We start from the raw sequence: 21529 nt of genomic DNA on the forward strand, positions 1-21529 counted from the left end.
TGGCCTCCACGGCTTTTCCCCAGAGTGGGACTACCGGCTGCGGAGACCGCGGCGACGTGAGCCGGTTCGCGTCGGGGTCACTGCCGGTCTACGCGTGCGGCGACGCGCTGGTCCTCAAGCTCTACCCGCCCGTGTACCCGGCGGACTTCACGACCCTGGAAGCACGGCGACAGCTGGCCACCAGCGACATCACCGTCGCCGCCCTGGCCGCCGACCTCGGCTTCACCGATGAACACGATCACCACCCGGAGTCAGCGGTTCTCGGTCACCGACTCGGGCCGCGGTCCCGCCGTCCTCTTCCTGCACGGCAATCTCCGCGCGCCAGCTGACTACAGCAACCCTGCCTCGGACGCCTTCCCGATCGCCTCCACGCGGTTGCGCGCGCCCAGCTTGTGCAGCGCGGACTGCAGGTACGTCTTCACCGTGTTCCGCGTCAGCCCGGTGGTCTCCGCGATCTCCGGGTTCGTCTGCCCCTGCGCGGCCAGCCGCAGGACCTCGTACTCCCGCCGGGTCAGGCCGCTGCGCGCCAGCGCGTCCGATCGCGACGAGTGGTCCGGCATGATCCGCGGGTCCACCACCCGCTCCCCGCGCAGCACCCGCCGCAGCGCCGACACCAGATCGGTGCCGGCCACATCCTTGAGCAGGCACCCGTGGGCGCCGGCGTCCAGCGCCGCCAGCAGCCCCTGGTGGTCGCCGTGCGCGGTGAACACCACGATGCGGCCGGCCGGGTGCACCTGGCGCAGCCCGGCGATCACCTCCGGCGCGAGCATGTCCGGCAGCCGCAGGTCGAGCAGGATCAGGTCGGGCCGCAGCTCGCCGACCCGCAGCAGCGCGATCCGGCCGGACTCCGCGCTGCCGATCAGCTTCAGCGACGGCTCGGCCCGCAGCAGCAGCGTGACACCGTCGCGGACCACGGGGTGGTCGTCGACCACCAGGACCGTCGCCGTCATGGCACTTCGGGCACCCAGGCCCGCAGTGTGCAGCCGCCGTCCTCGTCCCGGACCAGGCTCACCCGCCCGCCCAGCCGCGCGGCCCGTTCGGCCAGCGAGCGCAGCCCCATCCCGGTGCCCGGCGCGTCCTCGGCGTCCGGGCCGGTGCCGTCGTCGGCGACCACGACCTGCACCCCGCCCCCGCTCGGCCCGAGGCTGACCACCACCGAGCAGGCGTGCGCGTGCTTCTCGACGTTGAGCAGTCCCTCCCGCACCGCGCACACCAGCAGCGCGGTGCGCTCGGCGTCCAGCGGCCGCACCGGCGCGAGCTGCACGAACCGGGCCGGCAGCCCGCAGCGCGCCTCGAACGAGCGGCAGTGCTCGGCCAGCTCGACCGGCAGCGCCCGTTCCGGAGTGGACTCCGACAGCGACAGCAGCGACTCGCGCAGCGCCCGGGAGGCCGCCGACACGTCACCTTCCAGCCGGCACAACCGGCCCTCCAGCACCGGGTCCCCGGCCACGTCCTGGTGCAGGTTGCGCACCTGCACGCCGATGGAGAACAGCAGCGCCCCGACCGAATCGTGCAGCGCGCTCTGCATCCGCCGCCGCTCCGCGGAGATCGCGTCGGCGCGGTCGGACTCGGCGACGCTGGCCAGCTTGAGCGCGGACGCGGCCTGGTCGGCGATGCCTTCCAGCCGCCGCACCGCGTCGTCGCCGAAGTCGGCCGGCTCACGCATCGCGGCGTAGGCGATGGCGAGCGTCTCCGGCTTGCCCCGCACCCGGCTGATGATCGGCACGGTCAGCAGCGCCGCGAGCCCCTCGCCCGCGACCTGCGCGTCGAACTGGTGCGTGATCGTCGGCGCGCTCAGGTAGTCCGAAACCCGCACCGGTTTGCCCGAGGCCAGCACCCGGCCACCGACGCCCTGGCCGGTGGGCACCACGAGGTTCTGGATCGCGTCGGTCCGGTTCCCGGCCATCCACCGGATGACGGCGGTGCCGGGCCGCTCCAGCTCGCCCACGAACGCGGCGTGCACGCCCAGTGACTCCCGGATCAGGTGCGCCGTGCCCTGCAGGGCTATCACCCGGTCGAGGGTCCCGAGGAGGCCCTCGCGCTCGCGCAGCAACTCGTCGAGCACGTTGCTGTGCTCGACGGCACGGTCCGCGGCGACGCGCTGCTCTGCGGTCACGCGCCCACGATCGCACATCGAATCCATTCCGGACATCCCCTCTTGGAGAGGGCACGGTTGGGCAAAAGTCCGGCAAACCTCTCCAGGTGGGGGTGTCGGACCGGCGAGGGCCGATCAAGGATTGCCGCCACCGAGAGTGACGCCCGTCACGCTATCGGAGGAGGTGTGCGCCCACCGTGTTGAACGTCCGCGACCTGCACGTCCGCTACGGCCGCTCGGTCGCCGCGCTGCACGGCGTCGACCTGGCGGTTCCCGACGACGGGGTCCTCGCCGTCCTGGGCAGCAACGGCGCAGGCAAGTCCACCCTGCTCCGGACGATCTCCGGCACGCTCAAGCTGCACCGCGGCGTCGTCACGCGCGGTGAGGTCCGGCTCGGCGAAACGCGGATCGACAAGCTCGATCCGGCGTCCATCGTGCGGCTCGGCGTGGTCGGTGTGCCGGAGGGCCGCCAGATCTTCACCCGCATGTCGGTCGACGAGAACCTGCGCGCGGGCGGCATCTCGACCTCGGCCGAGCAGCGGGTCAAGGCCCGCAAACGCGTGCACGAGCTGTTCCCGGTGCTGGCCGAGCGCGGCCGGCAGCGCGCCGGGCTGCTCTCCGGCGGCGAGCAGCAGATGCTCGCGATCGGCCGGGCGCTGATGTCCGCACCGCAGGTGCTGCTGCTCGACGAGCCCTCGCTCGGCCTCGCGCCCAAGGTGGTCGAGCAGATCAGCGGCATCATCCGGGAGATCCACGCGCAGGGCACCTCGGTGGTGCTGGTCGAGCAGAACGCCGTGATGGCGCTGAACGTCGCCGACCACGCCGTGGTGCTCGAGGTCGGCCGGGTCGCGCTGGCCGGGAAGTCGGACGAGCTGTCCCGCAGCGAGGACGTCCAGCGCTTGTACCTGGGCGGCCACGCCGAGACGCACACCGTCACCGAAGAGGCCGGTCCGCGCAAGCACTTCCTGTCGAGGTGGGGCGGATGATCCCGGAACTGCGCGTCGAGCACCTCACGCTCCGCTTCGGCGGCCTGACCGCCCTCGACGACGTCTCCTTCACCGTGCGGCCCGGTTCGCTGCACGCCCTCATCGGCCCCAACGGCGCCGGGAAGTCCAGCTGCTTCAACGTGATCAGCGGCCTCTACCGGGCCACCGAGGGCCGCGTGGTGCTCGGCGACACCGAGCTGACCGGCATGCGCCCGCACAAGATGGCGAAGCTCGGCATCGGCCGCGCCTTCCAGAACGCGGCGCTCTCCCCCGGCTCGACCGTGCTGGACAACGTGATGCTCGGACGGCACGCCCTGACCCGCGGCGGGTTCCTGGAGTGCGCCCTGCGCGCCCCCTGGACGGCGCGGGCCGAGCGCAAGCACACCGAACGGGCCAAGGAGATCTGCGAGTTCCTCGGCATCGGCCGGCTGATCCACACCCCGGTGGCCGCGCTGCCCTACGGCGAGGTCAAGCGCGTCGACATCGCCCGCGCGCTGGCCGTGGAACCGGTCCTGCTGCTGCTCGACGAGCCCGCGGCCGGCATGAACGCGGCGGAGACCTCCGACCTCGCCGCCACCATCCACGACGTGCGCGACGAGCTGGGCATCTCGATCCTGCTGGTCGAGCACGACATGGGCCTGGTGATGGGCATCGCCGACCGGGTCACCGTGCTCGACTTCGGCCGCCGCATCGCCGACGGCCCGCCGAACCAAGTGCAGTCCGATCCGGAGGTCATCCGGGCATACCTGGGAACGGAGGCCGCGTAGATGGACACGTTCCTGCAACTGGCGGTGAACGGCATCGGCAAGGGCGCGGTGTACGCGCTGCTCGCGCTGGGGTTCGTGATCATCTTCAAGTCCACCGAGGTGATCAACTTCGCGCACGGGTCGCTGGTGCTGTTCGGCGGCTACCTGGTGGTGGCCACGCGGGACTCGCTGGGCTGGGTCGGCGCGTCGCTGGTCGGCATCGTCAGCGCCGGGCTGCTGGCCCTGGTCATGGAACGGCTCCTGCTGTCCCGGACGAAGCTCGCCGATCCGAACAGCCTCGCGCTGCTCACGATCGGCATCGACGTGATCGTGACCGAGGAGATCGTGCGGCGCCTCGGCGTCGGCGTGCCGTTCATCGGGGAGGCGTGGGACGCCAAACCGTTCCAGGTCGCCGGCATCACGCTGTTCCGCACGCACCTGGTCGCGATGGGGGTGGCCGCGGTGCTGATCACCGCGTTCTACCTGGCGTTCAAGTTCTCCAACTGGGGTGTCGCGATGCGTGCCCAGGCGGAGAACCGCGAGGCGGCCGCGTTGATGGGCATCCGCAGCCGCCAGGTGACCGCCACCGCGTGGCTGGTCGCCGGGCTGCTCGCCGGGGTCGCGGTGCTGTTCCTGGCCACCCAGGACTTCTCCGGCGCGGGCCTGTCCCGCGGCACGCACTCGATCGCGCTCGCCGCGTTCCCCGCCGCGATCCTCGGCGGGCTCGACTCGACCGCGGGCGCGATCGTCGGCGGGCTGGTCGTCGGGCTCGTCGAAGCCCTGTCCGCGCAGTACATCTCGTTCGACTTCTCCAAGAGCGCGGTGTTCCTGGTGATGCTGCTGGTGCTGGTGATCCGGCCGTCCGGGCTGTTCGGAACGAGGGAGATAACCCGTGTCTGAGCTGGCGATGCGGGCCACGGTCACCGACGCGCCCGCGAAGGCCCCCGCGAAGCCGGTGCGCTGGCTGCGACTGCTCGCCTGGCTGGTGCTGCTGGTCGTGCTGCTGGTGCTGCCGCTGTACCTGGGCTCGGAGTGGCTCAAGGCCGGGCAGTGGATGATGACCGGCGCGGTCGGCGCGATCGGGCTGACCATGCTGGTCGGGCAGGCCGGTCAGCTGTCGCTGGCGCACGCGTTCTTCCTGCTCGCCGGCGGCACCACGTACACGGTGCTGGCGAGCGGCACCGAGGACGGCCGGGTGATCGGGTTCGGCGTGGACCCGCTGCTGTCGCTGCTGGCCGCGGTCGCGTTCACCGCCGTGCTGGGCCTGGCGTTCGCCCCGGTGTCCGGGCGGTTGCGCGGCATCTACCTCGGCGTCGCGTCGCTGTCGCTGGTGTTCCTCGGGCTGTTCCTCGGGCAGTCCACCGAACGCCTCACCGGCGGCACCTCCACCGGGCGCACCCCGGCGCCGTTCGAGCTGTTCGGGTTCACCTTCGACAGCTCGGGCAGCCTGGTGATCCTCGGCGTGCCGTTCCGGCAGGCCGAGCGCATGTGGTACCTCTACCTGGCCCTGACGGTGATCGCGTTCGTGCTCGCACGTGGCGCGGTCAACAGCCGGGTCGGCCGGTCCTGGCGGGCGGTGCGCGACCACGAGCCCGCCGCCGCGGCGATGGGCGTCAACGTGGCGCGGGCGAAGGCGGGCGCGTTCGCCGTGTCCTCGGCCTACGCCGGGCTGGCCGGCGTGATGACGGTGCTGTGGTTCGACATCCTCAAACCGGACGAGAACGAGTTCGGCACCTACGGCATCAACGTCTCCATCGCCTACCTGGCGATGGTCATCATCGGCGGTCTCGGGTCGATCGGGGGCGCGCTGGTCGGCGCGCTCGTCGTGTTCGGCCTGCCGCAGGTGCTCTCGCTCTACTCGACCCAGCTGGGGATCTTCACCGGGAGCGGCGAGGGCGCGTTCACGCCCATCCTCGTCAGCACCTTCGTCTACGGCGCCGCGATCATCCTGGTCGTGCTCTTCGAGCCGGGCGGGCTCGCGGCGATCGGCCGCCGGATCACCGGCAGCCTGCACAGGGAACGGAAGAAGGAAGGAACGTCCCGATGAAGCGACGGCTTTCCCTGGTCCTCGCGGCGATGCTGGTCGTCGCCGCGTGCGGCACGAAAGCGGGCGATCAGGGATCGTCCGGTTCGGACGCCTCGGGCGTCAAGACCGATCTCGGCGTCACCGCGAACGAGATCACCCTCGGCGTGATGACCGACATGACGGGCCCGTTCAAGAACCTGTCGATCGGCATCACGCACGGCAACCAGTTGTGGGTCAACGACTTCAACGCCGCCGGCGGCGTCTGCGGACGCAAGGTCAAGCTCGAGGTCGTCGACCACGCCTACAAGGCCGACCAGGCGAAGACCCTGTACCCGCAGCTGGAGCCCAAGGTGCTCGGGTTCGTCCAGGTGGTCGGATCGCCGATCATGGCGGCGCTGAAGCAGAACATCAAGTCCGACAAGGTGACCACCACCCCGGCGTCCTGGTCGTCGGAGCTGCTGGACAACCAGTACGTGATGATCGTCGGCACCACCTACGACGTCGAGATGATCGACGGCATGTCCTACCTGCAGGAACAGGGGATGATCAAGGACGGGGACAAGATCGGGCACATCTACATCGACGGTGAGTACGGCGCCAACGGCCTGCGCGGCTCGCGGTACTACGCGCAGAAGCACGGCATGGACCTGCGCGAGGTCAAGATCACCTCGTCCGACAACGACCTGACCAACATCGTCACCGGCCTGCGCGGTGAGGGCGTCAAGGCGATCATGCTGACCACCACCCCGGCGCAGACCGGTTCGGTGGCCGCGGCGAACAAGGCGCTCGGACTGAATGTGCCGCTGCTGGGCAACAACCCGACGTTCGACCCGGTGCTGCTGAACAGCCCGGCGGCCAACGCGCTGGACCGGCTGTACGTCGTGGCGAGCAGCGTGCCGGTGGCCGCGGACATCCCGAAGGCCAAGGAGGTGCTGACGAAGTACAAGGCCGCGGGCTTCCCGGAGCCGCCGAACGCCGGCGTGCCCTACGGCTACGCGGTGGCCGAGGTGTGGGGTGCGGTGCTGAAGAAGGCCTGTGACAACAAGGACCTGACCCGGGACGGCATCCTGGCCGCGCTGCAGCAGACGACCTCGGCCGACACCGGTGACCTGGTGGCGGCGCTGGACTTCTCCAAGCCCGGCGCGCCGCCGACCCGCGAGGTGTACGTGGCCCAGCCGGACGCGAGCGTGGAGGGCGGCATCAAGTACGTGAAGCCGCTGTTCGAGGCCACGGACGCGAAGGACTACGTGGCCCCGCACCAGAAGTGAGCGCGCCTGGTGGCCCGTCCCCATTGGCGGGCCACCAGGTCAGTGCACCGCGGCCGCGCGGACCACGCGGTTGCCCGCGACCGTGGTGACCCCGAGCGCGATCACCGCGCCGAGCACGATGCTCAGCAGGTACGGCCCGGCGGCGAACGCCGCCGCGGGACTGCCGGTCTTGACGATGGCGAACGGGATGACGCACACCAGCGCGCCGATCCCGGCCGCGATCACGCTGACGAGCGTCGCGGCGACGATCTCCCGCAGCAGCATCCCGCGGGTCTGCCCGGAGGTCGACCCGATCAGCGACATGGTCGTGAACTCCTCCTGCCGCCTGCCCAGCGCCGCCACCAGGTTGTTGGTCAGCGCGATCGCCATGAACAACGCGATCAGGACCACCACCAGGTAGTTGATCGACGCCAGGACCTGCGCGGTGCTGCCCTCGGCCGAGTGCCGGTTCTCGATGCCCTGCATGCTGAGCGTCCCGGCGGACACCCCGACGAGCAGCGTCAGGAAGGTGACCGCGGGCCGCACCCGGTCTGGCGCCGCGGACAGGTTGACGGCCGCCAGGTGCCCCGCCGCGCCACGCGGCGCCAGGACCTTCAGGACCCGGTTCACCACGACGACCAGCTCCGGCGCGAGCACCGCGAGCCCGATCGCGACGAGCACGGTGGCGGGCCCGGTCATCGCGGTCGTCGCGATGTCGTCCGCGTCCATCGCGAGGACGGCCGAGGACGACCCGATCCCCGCGACCAGCATCACGGCCGCGAGGATGCGGCGCGGCGACCGGCGGGACCGATTGCTGACCGCCGGCGCAGGTCCCTCGACGGGGCTCCGCCCGGCGATCTTGCGGCTACCGATCCACGCGGCCGCGATGCTCGCGAGCAGCACGACGACGACACCGGCCACCGGCAGCGCCAGGCCCGGGGAGTAGGCCGTGGAGCCGGCGATGAGTCCCGACGACCGGACCGCGGCCAGCACGATCCAGCCGAGCAGGTAACCCAGCAGCAGACCGGGCAGCGCGGCGACCGCCGAGACCGCGAGCGTCTCCGCCGAGACCATGACCTGGATCTGCCGCGGCGCCGCCCCGATCAGGCGCAGCCCGCCGATCTCCCCGGCGCGGCCGCCGAGCGTCACGCCGATCGTCGACACCATCGCGAAGACGACGATCGCCACCACCCAGCCGCCCATGATCATCGGGAACTGCGTCAGGAACGACCGGTCCGCCTCGGCCGTGCCGTCCGCGAACCCGGTGGCGAGCAGCGTGGTCATCGTCGACACCAGCGCCATCCCGATCAGCGCGATCAGGCCGGTGGCGATCGCCGCGCCGCGGTGGTGGCGGAACAGCCGCAGGGCGAGGCTCACCACGTCAGTTCACCCCCATCGCGGCGGCTCGCTCGGCCGACTCGATCAGGGTCGCCATGCGGTTGGCGACCGCGGCCGCCGCGGGACGGGCCATCTGGTCGACGATCAGGCCGTCGGCCAGGAACAGCACCCGGTCCGAAAAGGACGCCGCGACCGGGTCGTGCGTCACCATGATGATCGTCTGGCCCTGGTCGGCGAGCCCGCGCAGCAGGCTCAGGACCTCGCGGGCACTGCGGATGTCCAGCGCGCCCGTCGGCTCGTCGGCGAAGACGACCTCGGGGTCCGTGATCAACGCCCGCGCCACCGCGACGCGCTGCTTCTGTCCGCCGGAGAGCTGGTCCGGCCGGTGGGTGCCGCGGTTGCCCAGCCCGACGCGCTCGAGCAGCGCGGCGGTCCGGCGCGGGTCGGGCTTGCGCCCGTCCAGCCGCAACGGCAGTTCGACGTTCTCCTTCGCGGTCAGCGCCGGCAGCAGGTTGAACGCCTGGAACACGAAGCCGACGCGCCGGCGGCGCAGCTCGGCCAGCTTGGTCTCGTCGAGGCCGGCGAGGCTCACGCCGTCGAGCTCGGCCGTGCCCGCGGTCGGCGTCCGCAGCCCGGCCGCGCAGTGCAGCAACGTGGTCTTGCCCGACCCCGACGGGCCCATGATCGCCGTGAACGAGCCCCTCGGCACGTCCAGGTCGATGCCGCGCAACGCGTCGACCGGCCCCGCTTCCCCATCGAATCTGCAGCGCAAGCCCCGGGTGCGCACAGCAGGAGTCCCCATGTCAGATCCCTTCCTCACTCGTTGAACGAACGTTTAAAACGAACGTTCATATGATACGGTAGCACACATGGGACACCGGGAGAACTTGCTGATCGCGGCACGGGACTGCCTCCTCCGTGCCGGCTACGCGCGCACCACCGCGCGTGACCTGGCCGCCGCATCCGGCGCGAACCTGGCGTCGATCAACTACCACTTCGGGTCGAAGGAGGGCCTGCTCACGCGGGCGCTGAACGACCTGAACGCCGAGTGGGGCGAGCTGCTGTTCGAGGCGCTCGGCGAGGGTGACACGAACGAGGCGCGCTGGGGCCGGATCATCGAGTCGATCCAGGCGAACCGGCAGCTGTGGTTCGTCAACTTCGAGGGTGTCGCCTACCTGCAGCACGACGAGAAGATCCGCGACATGAACGCGCGCGGCCAGCAGGCCGCCCGCACGGCGCTGGCGCAGGCGTTCGCCGGGCTCGGGCCGGACGCGGACCCGGACCGGGTGCGGATCGTCGGCTCGCACTACTACTCGCTGCTGGTCGGGGTCGCGCTGCAGTGGCTCACCGATCCGGACAACGCACCGACCGCGGCGGAGATCGTCGCGGCGGACCAGGGCGCGCGGGTCTGACGCGTGCCGCCCAGCGGGACGGTCTTCTTGCGATCCCGGTGGCCGCCCACGAGAGTTCTCGCCATGGATGCGACAGCGGTGCGGGAGGCGGCCGACCTCCTGCTGCAGGCCTACGCGGCGGGCAAACCCATCGCGCCCCTCATCGAGACCTACCCGGGCGCGACGGTCGAGGACGCCTACCGGATCCAGCTCGACCAGGTGCGCGTGTGGACCGAGGGCGGCGAGGAGATCAAGGGCCACAAGGTGGGCCTGGCCTCGGCCGCGATGCAGCGTCAGATGGGCGTCGACCAGCCCGACTACGGGCACCTCACCGGCGGCATGTTCCACCTGGAGCACCAGCCGATCCCGGTCGACCGCTTCCTGCAGCCGCGGATCGAGCCGGAGATCGCGTTCGTGCTCGGGCGGAAGCTGTCCGGGCCTGGCGTGACCGTCGCCGACGCCGTGCGCGCCGTCGACTTCGTCGTGCCGGCGCTGGAGATCGTGGACTCCCGCATCGAGGACTGGCGCATCTCGATCGTCGACACCATCGCCGACAACGCCTCCTCCGGCGGCGTGGTGCTGGGCAGCCGTCCGACCGCACTGTCCACCGTGGACCTCCGCCTCACCGGCTGCACCCTGCACTCGGGCGGCGAACTGGTGGCGACCGGCGCGGGCGGCGCCGTGCTCGGCTCGCCGCTGAACGCGCTGGTGTGGCTGGCGAACACGGTCGGCCCGCTGGGCATCGACCTGGAGCCGGGGCACGTGGTGCTGCCCGGGTCGATGACGAAGGCCATCCCGTTGCGCCCGGGCGACACGGTGGTGTCGACGGCGGCGGGACTGGGCAGTGTGACGGCCGTGTTCGGGTCGAAGGAGGACGCGTGACCGAGTGGAGCATCGCCGAGGCGGCGCGGGTGCTGCTGGCGGCGGAGGACGCGGGAACCGCGCGCGGCCCGATCACCGACGAGTGGCCAGGCCTGGACGTGCGCACCGCGTACGCCGTGCAGGACGAGGCGCTCCGGTTGCGGCTCGCCCGGGGCGAGAAGCTGATCGGGCTCAAGCTCGGGCTGACGTCGAAGGCGAAGCAGGAGCGCATGGGCGTGGACCGCCCGGTGATGGCGTGGCTGACCGACGCCATGGTGCTGCCCGCGGCCGACCCGCTGCCGAAGCTGATCCACCCGCGCGCCGAGCCGGAGATCGTGTTCGTGCTGGGCTCCCGCTTGGCGGGCCCCGGCGTCACGGCGGCGACCGCGATGGAGGCCGTGGACCGCGTCTACGGCGGGATCGAGGTCATCGACTCGCGGTACGAGGACTTCCGGTTCGCCGCCCCCGACACGATCGCGGACAACGCGTCGTCGAGCGTGTTCCGGGTCGGGCCTGTCGGGGTCGCGCCCGCCGGGCTGGACCTGTCGCTGGAGGCGTGCCTGCTGGAGGTCGACGGAGCGATCGTGGACAGCGCGACGGGCGCCGCGGTGCTCGGGCACCCCGGGGAGGCTCTGGCGCTGGCGGCGAACTCGCTGGCCGAGCGCGGGCTGGCGTTGGAGGCCGGGTGGATCGTGCTGACCGGCGGGCTGACCGACGCCGTGCCGGTTTCACCGGGTTCGCGGATCGCGGCGCACTTCACGAGCCTCGGTTCGGTGACTTTGGCTGGGTGACTCACTCCGGCTCCGGGTGCCCCAGCTTGGTCAGCCACAGCCGGAACAACCGGTGCAGCGACTCGGCCCCCACCAGGTCTCCCGGCGGCTCGAACTCCTTGGGGTAGATCAGGAACCCGCGCTCCTGCTCCCCGCCGAGCCCGCCGTGCGAACCCACGTGGATCTCGAACGGCGAAGCCTCCCCCGTCTCCGGGTCCCACCGGCTGTTGATCATGATGTCGGCGCAGTGCGGGAACGTGTCCACGCGCCGGATCAGGTCCGGGGCGTGGTCGCCGTACTGGGCCAGCGGGTCCTCGCCGAGCACCTCCCCGGAATCCAGCCGGTGCACGCCGTCCCGGCCCAGCACCACCGGTCCGTGCTCGTCGCTGCGGACCAGCATGAACCCGACCCCGGGGTGGTCCACCAGCGCGGGCAGCAGTTCCGGGTACTCGCGCTCGATCGTCTCCAGCGAGACCCGCCCCGCGTGCTCGGTGAACGACACCATCCCGACGTGCCCGGACACCACCACGACCACCCCGGGAGCCACCCGCGTCACCTCGTGCCGCGCGTCCTCCTTGGGCCGGTGCTCGATCCGCCGCGCGCCGGTCACCCGCTCCCGCAGCCGCGTCGCCACCGGGCCGCCCCCGGCCACCTCGGGTGCGTGCCCGCCGCACAACCGCCCGACCAGCTCCTCCAGCGACTCGCCGAACCGGTGCGCGAACGCCCACCCCTGCGTCTGCCCGTGATCCGACAGCACGACCAGGTGGTACGGCCGCGGCCCGAGCCGCGAAGCCCGGTGCAGCCGCCCGATCTGCTGGTCGATCGCGCGCAGCACGGCGAGCGTGTCGAACCGTTCGATGCCGGAGTGGTGGGCGACCTCGTCGTAGCCGAGGAAGTCCGCGTACACCACCGGCCGGCCGTCGAGCATGTCCTCCAGCACCGCGGACACCACGACGTCCCGTGAAATGACCGTGGTGCCGGTCCGGGCGATCGGGTAGATCCCGCCGCGCGGCACCCGCGGCACCACGCCCGCCCGCCGCTGCCGGGCCGAGGCCGAGACCTCGCGGACGATGTCGACCAGCGCCGAACCCAGCGTGCGCAACGCGTTGACCGGATTGGCGAAGTAGGCGTAGTAGCCCGTGCCGACGCGGTCCTCGCGGTGGCGGCGCAGGCCCTTGGGCAGCAGCACCGACACCGCGCTCATGGTGAGGCTGACGTGCGGGGCGTCGCCGGTGAAGAGGTTGCCGTGGCTGGCGCCGTCGACGGCGAGCAGGCCGCGGCCGTCGGAGTGCCGCCGCTCGATCTCGGCCGCGTCCCGCGGGTGGGCGCACGCCATCACGTGGTCGCGGTCCTTTTCGTACCAGCGGAACCCGAGGATGTCGTGGTTGGAGCCGTGCAGGATGCCGCACACGCTCGCGCCGGTCTGCGAGCTCCAGTCGGTCTGCCAGCGCACCAGCGCGTGGCTGTCCTCGGCGAGCCAGCGGGCCAGCGTCGGCATGTCGCCGTCCCGGACCGCGCGGCGGACCACGTCGTAGCCGAGCCCGTCGACCTGCAGGAAGATCAGCCCGGGTGGGACGTCGTCCGCCAGTTCCGGACAGCGGCGCGAGCGGCGGCGGGCCCGGCGGAAGAACACCTCGTCCTCGTCGAGCGCGAGCACGCTGGACACGACCCCGCTCACCGCGGACACCCCGACCACGACCAGGAACCCGGTGCGCAGCCCGTTGACCTCCACGCCCGGCACGACGGCGAACGCGGCCACCGCGCCCGCGCCGAGCAGCAGGAAGCTGCCGATGCCGAGCGTGAACAGCGCCAGCGGCAGGGCCACCCGCAGCACCTGCGGCCACACCACGGCGGTCAGCAGGCTCAGCAGCAGGCCGCACACCAGCGGCTGCCACTCCTCCGGCATCGCGAAGCCGTCCAGCAGGTCGTCCATGCCGACGAGCGCGAGCGACGTGGTCAGCCACACCAGGGCGAACCGCGCGAGCGAGCGTCCACGCCGGAGCAGCCGGCCCCGTTCCGCCGAAGTCATCCCACCTTCGCCCTTTCCCTGCGGCGCTTCGCCACCAGGTTGATCACACCGGTCACCAGCAGCACCAGCACGGCGGCCAGCAGGGTCGCGACGAGCGGCGAGTCGAACAGGCCGCCGCTGAGCACGCCGAGCAGCGCGTACGCGACGGCCCACAACACGCACGCGACCGCGGTCGCCGGCACCAGCCGCCGCCACGGGTAGCCGACCGCGCCGGCGGCCAGCAGCACCGGGATGCGCCCGGCCGGCAGCAGCCGCCCGACGACCACGAGCTGCCACCCCTGCCGCGCGAACCGCTGCCGCGCGGCGACGAGACGTTCCGGCTTCTGCCCGCGCGCCAGCCACCGGACCGCCGCGTCACCGCCCAGCCGCGCGACGGCGAAGGTCACCACATCACCGATCACCGCCCCGGCGGTGGCCAGCAGCAGAACCAGCGGCAACGACAGGTGCCCCGTCATGGCGATGGCGGCCGCCGCCCCGACGACGGCCCCGGTCGGGACGATCGGCACGATCGAGCCGATCAGCACGCCGAGGAAGAGGGTCGGGTAGCCGACGCTGGAGAAGTCGGTCCAGTTCACCAGGCCACCCCATCACGCACCGGCCCCGGCGCGGTGACCGCCGCGCCGGTTCCGGTCACGGAGAAACCTCACGCAGGTCGACGACTTCACCCGGTTCGGTGAGAGCGACACGCGTCTTGCCCCGCACGGCGGCGGCGAACTCGCGCGGCGGATCCACCAGCAACCGCCGCATCCGGCGGGTCCGCGCCAGGCCCGGGACCGCCAGCGTGCCCCAGTGCACCGGGACCGCCACCCGCGGCCGCACCCGGGCAACCGCCTCCGCCGCCCGCACTGGATCCAGGTGGCCGGGCCCGAGGTTCGGACCCCAGCCCCAGACCGGCAGGAACGCGACATCGACCGGGCCCAGCTCGGCCATCCCGGCGTGCAGGTCGGTGTCCCCGGCCACGTACACCCGCGCGCCCGGCGCCTCCACGACATGACCACTCGCGCGCGCCTGCGGGCCGTGCGTGAACCGCGGCCCCCAGCGGTGCCCCGAATGCTCCGCCCACACGGCGGTCACCCGCAGGTCGCCGAAGGACGCCTGCTCCCCGATGTCCAGTTCCACCACCGCCGCGAACCCCCGCCGGCGCAGCCAGCCGCCCGCCCCGCGCGGCACCACGATCGGCACGTGCCGCCCCAGCAACCGCAGCGACGGCACGTGCAGGTGGTCGCCGTGGAGGTGGGAGATCAGCACCAGATCGGCATCGGCGTAGGCGGCGGGATCCAGCGGCGGCGCGACCCGGACCAGACCGCCCACCGCGCGCGTCAGCACCGGATCGGTCAGCACGACCCGGCCGGCGACCTCCAGCCGGACCGTCGAGTGGCCGAGGAAACGCAGCGACAGACCCTCCACACCCCGAGTATCCCGGCCGGGGACCGCGCCGCGTCCGTAACACCTTGATTACTCAATCGGACAGCACCCGAACCGGTGAAGCGATCACGAACGCCCTTTTCCGCAGGTCAACGATGGTGCAACGGTACTTCCACACCGGGGGCTGTCGCGTCAACGTCCATATGGCATATGCCACGAGGTCCGGTCGACGTATATCGATAACGGCGAATTCACACTACTGTCATAAGACCCGGCGAACCCGGGGGTAACTGGCGCGCCGCGGGAACCCGCCCACCACAACCCGGGGACCTCGCTGATGCGCGCCAGCGGCCCGAAGACGTGCCGACCGGCGGCCACCCGACGACGTGTGGCCGGTGTACCGAGTCCTGCCCTCGTTCAGGCGACTCGTACTTCTGCTCTCGACTGACCATCGCGCAGGAGGGCTGCTGTGTTAACAGCGCCCGCGCCGCGCCCACGTGTGAGGAGACGGCCAGCCGTGACCCGCCACAGTGTTCGCAAGCCGGAAGGCTTGTACGACGCGCAATACGAGCACGATGCCTGCGGTGTCGCGTTCGTCGCCGATATGTCCGGCCGACGCAGCCACGACATCGTGACCAAGGCCCTGACGGCCCTGCGCAACCTCGAACACCGTGGCGCCAGAGGAGCCGAACCCGAGACCGGTGACGGCGCGGGCATCCTGATCCAGGTCCCGGACGCGTTCTTCCGCGAGGTCGTCGACTTCGAGCTGCCCGAGGCCGGGCACTACGCCGTGGGCACCGCGTTCCTGCCGGTCGACGAGACCGCCCGCGGCCGCGCGATGAGCGCGATCGAGGGCCTGGTCGCCGAGGAGGGCCTGCGGGTCCTGGGCTGGCGCGAGGTCCCGGTGGACACCGAGCACGTCGGGCCGACCGCGGCCTCGACCATGCCGCACTTCGCGCAGCTGTTCCTGGCCTCGCGCGAGGGCCTGCGCACCGGGCTGGACCTGGAGCGCGCCGCGTTCTGCGTGCGCAAGCGCGCCGAGCACCTGCTGGCCGACGAGGACGTGTACTTCCCGAGCCTGTCCGCCCGCACCATCGTCTACAAGGGAATGCTCACCGAGCCGCAGGTGCCGCGGTTCTTCCCGGACCTCACCGACGAGCGCGTGACGAGCGCGATCGGGCTGGTGCACTCCCGCTTCTCCACCAACACGTTCCCGTCGTGGCCGCTGGCCCACCCGTACCGGTACGTGGCGCACAACGGTGAGATCAACACGCTGCGCGGCAACCGGAACTGGATGGACGCGCGCGAGTCGATGCTGTCCACCGACCTGATCCCGGGCGACCTCAAGCGGATCTACCCGATCATCACGCGCGGCGCGAGCGACTCGGCCAGCTTCGACGAGGTCCTCGAGCTGCTGCACCTGGGCGGCCGCAGCCTGCCGCACGCCGTCCTCATGATGATCCCCGAAGCCTGGGAGAACCACGAGGAGATGGACCAGGCGCGCCGCGCCTTCTACGAGTTCCACTCCACGCTGATGGAGCCGTGGGACGGCCCGGCGCTGGTGTCGTTCACCGACGGCACCCAGATCGGCGCGGTGCTGGACCGCAACGGTCTGCGCCCCGCGCGGTACTGGGTCACCGAGGACGGCCTGGTCGTGCTCGCGAGCGAGGTCGGCGTGCTGGAGCTGGACCAGTCGACGATCGTGCAGAAGGGCCGGCTGGAGCCGGGCCGCATGTTCCTCGTCGACACGGCCGAAGGCCGCATCATCGACGACGAGGAGATCAAGGGACAGCTGGCCGCCGAGCACCCCTACGGCGACTGGGTCGACCAGGGCCTGGTGCGCCTGGAGGAGCTGCCCGAGCGCGAGCGCGAGGTGCCCACGCACGCCTCGCTGGTCCGCCGTCAGCAGGCCTTCGGCTACACCGAGGAAGAGCTGGACACGCTGCTGTCGCCGATGGCGAAATCCGGCGCCGAGCCGATCGGCTCGATGGGCAACGACTCGCCGCTGGCGCCGCTGTCGTCCGGCCCGCGGCCGATCTTCGACTACTTCATCCAGCTGTTCGCCCAGGTCACCAACCCGCCCCTGGACGCGATCCGCGAGGAGCTCGTGACGTCGCTGGGCACCCAGCTCGGCGCGCAGCCGAACCTGCTGGAGGCCACCGGCGAGTCGTGCCGCCGCGTCGTCCTGCCGTTCCCGGTGCTGGACAACGACGAGCTGGCCAAGCTGGTGCACATCAACGACGACGGCGACCTGCCGGAGTTCACCGCGGTCACCATCCACGGCCTCTACGACGTGCACGGCGGCGGCGACGCGCTGCTGGCGCGCCTGGAGGAGATCCGGACCGAGGTGTCCAACGCGATCTCCGAGGGCGCGCGGCTGATCGTGCTGTCCGACCGCGGGGTCGACGCCGACCACGCGGCCATCCCGTCGCTGCTGCTCACCGGCGCGGTGCACCACCACCTGGTGCGGCAGAAGACCCGCACCCAGGTCGGGATCATCGCCGAGACCGCCGACGCCCGCGAGGTGCACCACATCGCGCTGCTGCTGGGTTACGGCGCGGCCGCGGTCAACCCGTACCTGGCGATGGCGACGGTCGAGGAGCTGGCCCGCGACGGCAAGATCCCGGGTGTCACGCCGCAGCAGGCGACCCGCAACCTGATCAAGGCGCTGGGCAAGGGCGTCCGCAAGACCATGTCGAAGATGGGAGTGTCCACTGTGGCCTCCTACACCGGCGCGCAGATCTTCGAGGCGCTCGGCCTGTCGCAGGAGGTCATCGACACCTGCTTCACCGGCACCACCTCGCGGCTGGGCGGCGTCGGGTTCGACGTGCTGCACGAGGAGGTCCGGCAGCGGCACGCCCGCGCGTTCCCGCGCGACGGGTTCCGCCCGAACCACCGCGAGCTGGAGATCGGCTCGGACTACCAGTGGCGGCGCGAGGGCGAGCCGCACCTGTTCAACCCGCACACGGTCTTCAAGCTGCAGCACTCCACCCGCACCGGCCGGTACGAGGTGTTCAAGGAGTACACCAACGCCGTCGACGAGCAGTCGAAGAAGCTGTTCACGCTGCGCGGCCTGTTCGAGCTGAAGGAGGGCGTGCGCCCGCCGGTGCCGATCGAGGAGGTCGAGCCGGTCTCCGAGATCGTCAAGCGGTTCGCCACCGGCGCCATCTCCTACGGCTCGATCTCGCAGGAGATGCACGAGACGCTGGCGATCGCGATGAACCGGCTGGGCGGCAAGTCCAACACCGGTGAGGGTGGCGAGGACCCGGAGCGGCTCTACGACCCCGAGCGGCGCAGCGCCGTGAAGCAGGTCGCCAGCGGCCGGTTCGGCGTCACCAGCGAGTACCTGGTCAACGCCGACGACATCCAGATCAAGATGGCGCAGGGCGCCAAGCCCGGTGAGGGCGGCCAGCTGCCCGGCGCGAAGGTGTACCCGTGGATCGCCAAGACCCGGCACTCCACGCCGGGTGTGGGACTGATTTCCCCGCCGCCGCACCACGACATCTACTCGATCGAGGACCTGGCGCAGCTGATCCACGACCTGAAGAACGCCAACCCGGCGGCCCGCATCCACGTGAAGCTGGTGTCCGAAGTCGGCGTCGGCACGGTCGCGGCGGGTGTGTCGAAGGCGCACGCGGACGTCGTGCTGATCTCCGGTCACGACGGCGGCACCGGCGCCTCGCCGCTGTCCTCGATCAAGCACGCCGGCGGCCCGTGGGAGCTGGGCCTGGCCGAGACGCAGCAGACGCTGCTGGCGAACCGGCTGCGGGACCGGATCGTGGTGCAGACCGACGGGCAGCTCAAGACCGGCCGCGACGTGGTGATCGCCGCGCTGCTGGGCGCCGAGGAGTTCGGGTTCGCGACAGCGCCGCTGGTGGTGTCCGGCTGCATCATGATGCGGGTCTGCCACCTGGACACCTGCCCGGTGGGCGTGGCGACGCAGAACCCGAAGCTGCGCGAGAAGTTCAGCGGCAAGGCCGAGTACGTGGTGAACTTCTTCGAGTTCATCGCCCAGGAGGTGCGCGAGTACCTGGCGCGGCTGGGTTTCCGGTCGATCGAGGAGGCCGTCGGGCACGCCGAGGTGCTCGACACCCGCCCGGCCGTGGACCACTGGAAGGCCCGCGGGCTGGACCTGTCGCCGATCTTCCACGTGCCCGAGCTGGAGCCGCGGGCCGCGCGGCACCAGGTGGTCGCCCAGGACCACAGCCTGGAGAAGGCGCTGGACAACACGCTGATCCAGCTCGCCGAGGGCGCGCTCAGCTCCGGGGACAAGGTGCGGCTGGAACTGCCGGTGCGCAACGTCAACCGGACCGTGGGCACCATGCTCGGGTCGGAGCTGACCAAGCGCTGGGGCGGCGAGGGCCTGCCGGACGACACGATCGACGTGACCTTCACCGGCACCGCCGGGCAGTCGTTCGGCGCGTTCGTGCCGAAGGGCATCACGCTGCGGCTGTTCGGCGACGCCAACGACTACGTCGGCAAGGGCCTGTCCGGCGGCCGCATCATCGTGCGCCCGCCGAAGGAGGCCAAGATCGCCTCCGAGCAGAACATCATCGCCGGCAACGTGATCGGCTACGGCGCCACCAGCGGGCAGATCTTCCTGCGCGGCAAGGTCGGCGAACGGTTCTGCGTGCGGAACTCGGGCGCGCTGGCCGTCGTGGAGGGCGTCGGCGACCACGGCTGCGAGTACATGACCGGCGGTCGCGTGGTCGTGCTCGGGCCGACCGGGCGCAACTTCGCCGCCGGCATGTCCGGCGGGATCGCGTACGTGCTGGACCTGTCGCCGCTGCGGGTGAACCCGGAGATGGTCGACGTCGACCCGCTGGACGACGAGGACGTCGAGTTCCTGCGGGACGCGGTCGAGGCGCACTTCGTGGAGACCGAGTCGCCGGTGGCGCGGGCGCTGCTGGCCGACTGGGAGACCACGGTCACCCGCTTCGGCAAGGTCATGCCCAAGGACTACAAGCGGGTCCTGGCCGCGCGGGCGGAAGCCGAGCGCGACGGCCGGGACGTGAACGAAGCCATCATGGAGGCCGCACATGGCTGACCCGAAGGGTTTTCTGACGACGCCGCGCGAGACGCCGAAGACCCGGCCGGTGCCGCTGCGCCTGCTCGACTGGCGCGAGGTGTACGAGGACTTCGCGTCGAACAAGCTGGAGAAGCAGGCCGGGCGCTGCATGGACTGCGGCATCCCGTTCTGCCACCAGGGCTGCCCGCTGGGCAACCTGATCCCGGAGTGGAACACGCTGGTCTGGAGCGACGACTGGCGGGACGCGATCGAGCGGCTGCACGCCACGAACAACTTCCCGGAGTTCACCGGGACGCTGTGCCCGGCGCCGTGCGAGACCGCATGCGTGCTGGGGATCAACAACGACCCGGTGACGATCAAGCGGGTCGAGATCTCCATCGTGGACCGCGCGTGGGAGGAGGGCTGGATCACGCCGCAGCCCCCGGTGACACGCACCGGCAAGAAGGTCGCCGTGGTCGGGTCCGGGCCGTCCGGCCTGGCGGCGGCGCAGCAGCTGACCCGCGCCGGGCACGACGTGGTGGTGTTCGAGCGGGCGGACGCGATCGGCGGGCTGCTGCGGTACGGCATCCCCGAGTTCAAGATGGAGAAGCGGCGGCTGGACCGGCGCCTGGAGCAGATGCGGGCCGAGGGCACCGAGTTCCGCACCGGGGTGAACGTCGGCGTGGACATCACCGCCGAGGAGCTGCGGTCGTCGTACGACGCCGTGGTGCTGGCCGGTGGCGCGACCGCGTGGCGGGACCTGCCCGCGCCCGGCCGCGAGACGACCGGTGTGTACCAGGCGATGGAGTACCTGCCGCTGGCGAACCGGGTCGCCTCCGGTGAGCTGGAGTCGTCGCCGATTTCGGCCGAGGGCAAGCACGTCGTGGTGATCGGTGGCGGTGACACCGGCGCGGACTGCGTCGGGACCGCCCACCGGCAGGGCGCGCTGTCGGTGACGCAGCTGGAGATCATGCCGCGCCCGCCGGAGAGCCGGTCGGAGGCGCACCCGTGGCCGATGTACCCGATGATCTACCGGGTGTCGTCGGCGCACGAGGAGGGCGGCGAGCGCCTGTACTCGGTGAGCACGCAGGAGTTCCTCGCCGATGAGGACGGCAACCTGCGGGCGCTGCGGCTGGTCGAGGTGCGCAACGAGGACGGCAAGTTCGTCGAGGTCGAGGGCACCGAGCGGGAGCTGCCGGCGCAGCTGGTGCTGCTGGCGATGGGTTTCGTCGGCCCGCAGCGCGAAGGCCTGATCGAGGCGTTGGGCGTGGAGCTGGACGCCCGCGGCAACGTCGCGCGGGACGCGGATTTCCGCACGAGCGTGGAGAACGTGTTCGTGGCGGGCGACATGGGCCGCGGCCAGTCGCTGATCGTGTGGGCGATCGCGGAGGGCCGCTCCGCCGCGGCCGGGGTGGACGCCTACCTGACCGGCCGGAACGTCCTGCCGGCCCCGATCGCGCCGACGGACCGGCCGATCGCCTAGGACCAGGGGTGGGCCACCAGGCAACGGAGCCGTGGTGGTCCACCCCGCGCCAGCCCTTTTTCGGAGCCACTCGAAAACCGGCAGCCGGCAACGAAGCCCCCGCCACCCCCACGAGCCACCCCTCTCCCGCAACCCGATCCCCAGCCAAATCGGTTGCCGAGCAGCGGGGTCAAGGTACTCTTTC

General features: G+C 71.5%; 18 protein-coding genes. 11 read left to right on the plus strand and 7 right to left on the minus strand.

Features of this window, described 5'->3' with window-relative positions; all coding sequences use genetic code 11:
* Nucleotides 1–56: 56 nt before the first annotated feature.
* Nucleotides 57–329 (plus strand): hypothetical protein, encoded by a 273-nt coding sequence (locus IE290_RS31390; RefSeq protein ID WP_191248550.1) that lies wholly within the window; start codon nucleotides 57–59, stop codon nucleotides 327–329.
* Here IE290_RS31390 and IE290_RS31395 read toward each other — a convergent pair whose 3' ends face one another.
* A complete protein-coding gene (locus IE290_RS31395; protein WP_094006255.1) occupies nucleotides 330–950 on the minus strand; it encodes a response regulator in 621 nt (206 codons plus the stop codon).
* Nucleotides 947–2134 (minus strand): GAF domain-containing sensor histidine kinase, encoded by a 1188-nt coding sequence (locus tag IE290_RS31400; RefSeq protein ID WP_373300579.1) that lies wholly within the window; start codon nucleotides 2132–2134, stop codon nucleotides 947–949. Before IE290_RS31400 ends, IE290_RS31395 begins: the two co-directional genes overlap by 4 nt.
* Nucleotides 2135–2292: 158 nt before the next feature.
* Between IE290_RS31400 and IE290_RS31405 the strand changes: the two genes are divergently transcribed.
* From IE290_RS31405 to IE290_RS31425, 5 genes are read left to right on the plus strand one after another with little or no spacing between them, the layout of a single operon-like run.
* Nucleotides 2293–3081, plus strand: a complete 789-nt coding sequence (locus IE290_RS31405; protein WP_191248350.1) for an ABC transporter ATP-binding protein — start codon at nucleotides 2293–2295, stop codon at nucleotides 3079–3081.
* The gene (locus IE290_RS31410; RefSeq protein WP_191248351.1) at nucleotides 3078–3848 is read left to right on the plus strand and encodes an ABC transporter ATP-binding protein; all 771 of its coding nucleotides are present in this window, start codon (nucleotides 3078–3080) and stop codon (nucleotides 3846–3848) included. Before IE290_RS31405 ends, IE290_RS31410 begins: the two co-directional genes overlap by 4 nt.
* On the plus strand, nucleotides 3849–4727 hold the full coding sequence (locus IE290_RS31415) for a branched-chain amino acid ABC transporter permease (RefSeq protein ID WP_191248352.1): 879 nt from the start codon (nucleotides 3849–3851) through the stop codon (nucleotides 4725–4727).
* 7 nt (nucleotides 4728–4734) lie between these two features.
* Nucleotides 4735–5874 (plus strand): branched-chain amino acid ABC transporter permease, encoded by a 1140-nt coding sequence (locus IE290_RS31420; protein ID WP_191248529.1) that lies wholly within the window; start codon nucleotides 4735–4737, stop codon nucleotides 5872–5874.
* Entirely contained in the window at nucleotides 5871–7121 is a 1251-nt protein-coding gene (locus IE290_RS31425) for an ABC transporter substrate-binding protein (RefSeq protein ID WP_191248353.1), read from the plus strand. The genes IE290_RS31420 and IE290_RS31425 overlap by 4 nt, the downstream gene beginning before the upstream one ends.
* A gap of 39 nt (nucleotides 7122–7160) precedes the next feature.
* On the opposite strand, the gene IE290_RS31430 is transcribed toward IE290_RS31425, so the two are convergent.
* Both IE290_RS31430 and IE290_RS31435 read right to left on the minus strand, forming a co-directional pair.
* Entirely contained in the window at nucleotides 7161–8477 is a 1317-nt protein-coding gene (locus IE290_RS31430) for an FtsX-like permease family protein (protein WP_229874834.1), read from the minus strand.
* Nucleotides 8478–8481: 4 nt separating this feature from the next.
* Nucleotides 8482–9240, minus strand: a complete 759-nt coding sequence (locus IE290_RS31435; protein WP_191248355.1) for an ABC transporter ATP-binding protein — start codon at nucleotides 9238–9240, stop codon at nucleotides 8482–8484.
* 67 nt (nucleotides 9241–9307) lie between these two features.
* On the opposite strand from IE290_RS31435, the gene IE290_RS31440 reads away from it, so the two are divergent.
* The 3 genes from IE290_RS31440 (at nucleotide 9308) to IE290_RS31450 (ending at nucleotide 11481) form a co-directional block, all read left to right on the plus strand.
* Complete coding sequence (locus IE290_RS31440) at nucleotides 9308–9850, plus strand: TetR/AcrR family transcriptional regulator (protein WP_191248356.1); 543 nt, start codon at nucleotides 9308–9310, stop codon at nucleotides 9848–9850.
* A 63-nt stretch (nucleotides 9851–9913) separates the two neighbouring features.
* Entirely contained in the window at nucleotides 9914–10711 is a 798-nt protein-coding gene (locus IE290_RS31445) for a 2-keto-4-pentenoate hydratase (protein ID WP_191248357.1), read from the plus strand.
* Nucleotides 10708–11481 carry a 2-keto-4-pentenoate hydratase gene (locus IE290_RS31450; RefSeq protein WP_191248358.1) on the plus strand — a complete coding sequence of 258 codons (774 nt, stop codon included), beginning with the start codon at nucleotides 10708–10710 and terminating at the stop codon, nucleotides 11479–11481. The genes IE290_RS31445 and IE290_RS31450 overlap by 4 nt, the downstream gene beginning before the upstream one ends.
* Nucleotide 11482: 1 nt before the next feature.
* Here the strand turns inward: IE290_RS31450 and IE290_RS31455 are convergent, their stop codons facing one another.
* The 3 genes from IE290_RS31455 to IE290_RS31465 are packed head-to-tail and all read right to left on the minus strand — an operon-like array spanning nucleotide 11483 to nucleotide 14896.
* Entirely contained in the window at nucleotides 11483–13489 is a 2007-nt protein-coding gene (locus IE290_RS31455; RefSeq protein ID WP_191248359.1) for a phage holin family protein, read from the minus strand.
* Nucleotides 13486–14064: a DedA family protein gene (locus IE290_RS31460; protein ID WP_191248360.1), complete on the minus strand. Its 579-nt coding sequence runs from the start codon at nucleotides 14062–14064 to the stop codon at nucleotides 13486–13488. Before IE290_RS31460 ends, IE290_RS31455 begins: the two co-directional genes overlap by 4 nt.
* A gap of 55 nt (nucleotides 14065–14119) precedes the next feature.
* Nucleotides 14120–14896 carry an MBL fold metallo-hydrolase gene (locus tag IE290_RS31465; protein ID WP_191248361.1) on the minus strand — a complete coding sequence of 259 codons (777 nt, stop codon included), beginning with the start codon at nucleotides 14894–14896 and terminating at the stop codon, nucleotides 14120–14122.
* Between the two features lie 475 nt (nucleotides 14897–15371).
* On the opposite strand from IE290_RS31465, the gene gltB reads away from it, so the two are divergent.
* Both gltB and IE290_RS31475 read left to right on the plus strand, forming a co-directional pair.
* Nucleotides 15372–19901 (plus strand): glutamate synthase large subunit, encoded by a 4530-nt coding sequence (gene gltB, locus IE290_RS31470; protein ID WP_191248362.1) that lies wholly within the window; start codon nucleotides 15372–15374, stop codon nucleotides 19899–19901.
* Nucleotides 19894–21345 (plus strand): glutamate synthase subunit beta, encoded by a 1452-nt coding sequence (locus IE290_RS31475; RefSeq protein WP_191248363.1) that lies wholly within the window; start codon nucleotides 19894–19896, stop codon nucleotides 21343–21345. Before gltB ends, IE290_RS31475 begins: the two co-directional genes overlap by 8 nt.
* Nucleotides 21346–21529: the final 184 nt, after the last annotated feature.

Origin of the sequence: Amycolatopsis deserti (assembly GCF_014653945.1) — a bacterium.
Lineage (GTDB): Bacteria > Actinomycetota > Actinomycetes > Mycobacteriales > Pseudonocardiaceae > Amycolatopsis_E > Amycolatopsis_E deserti.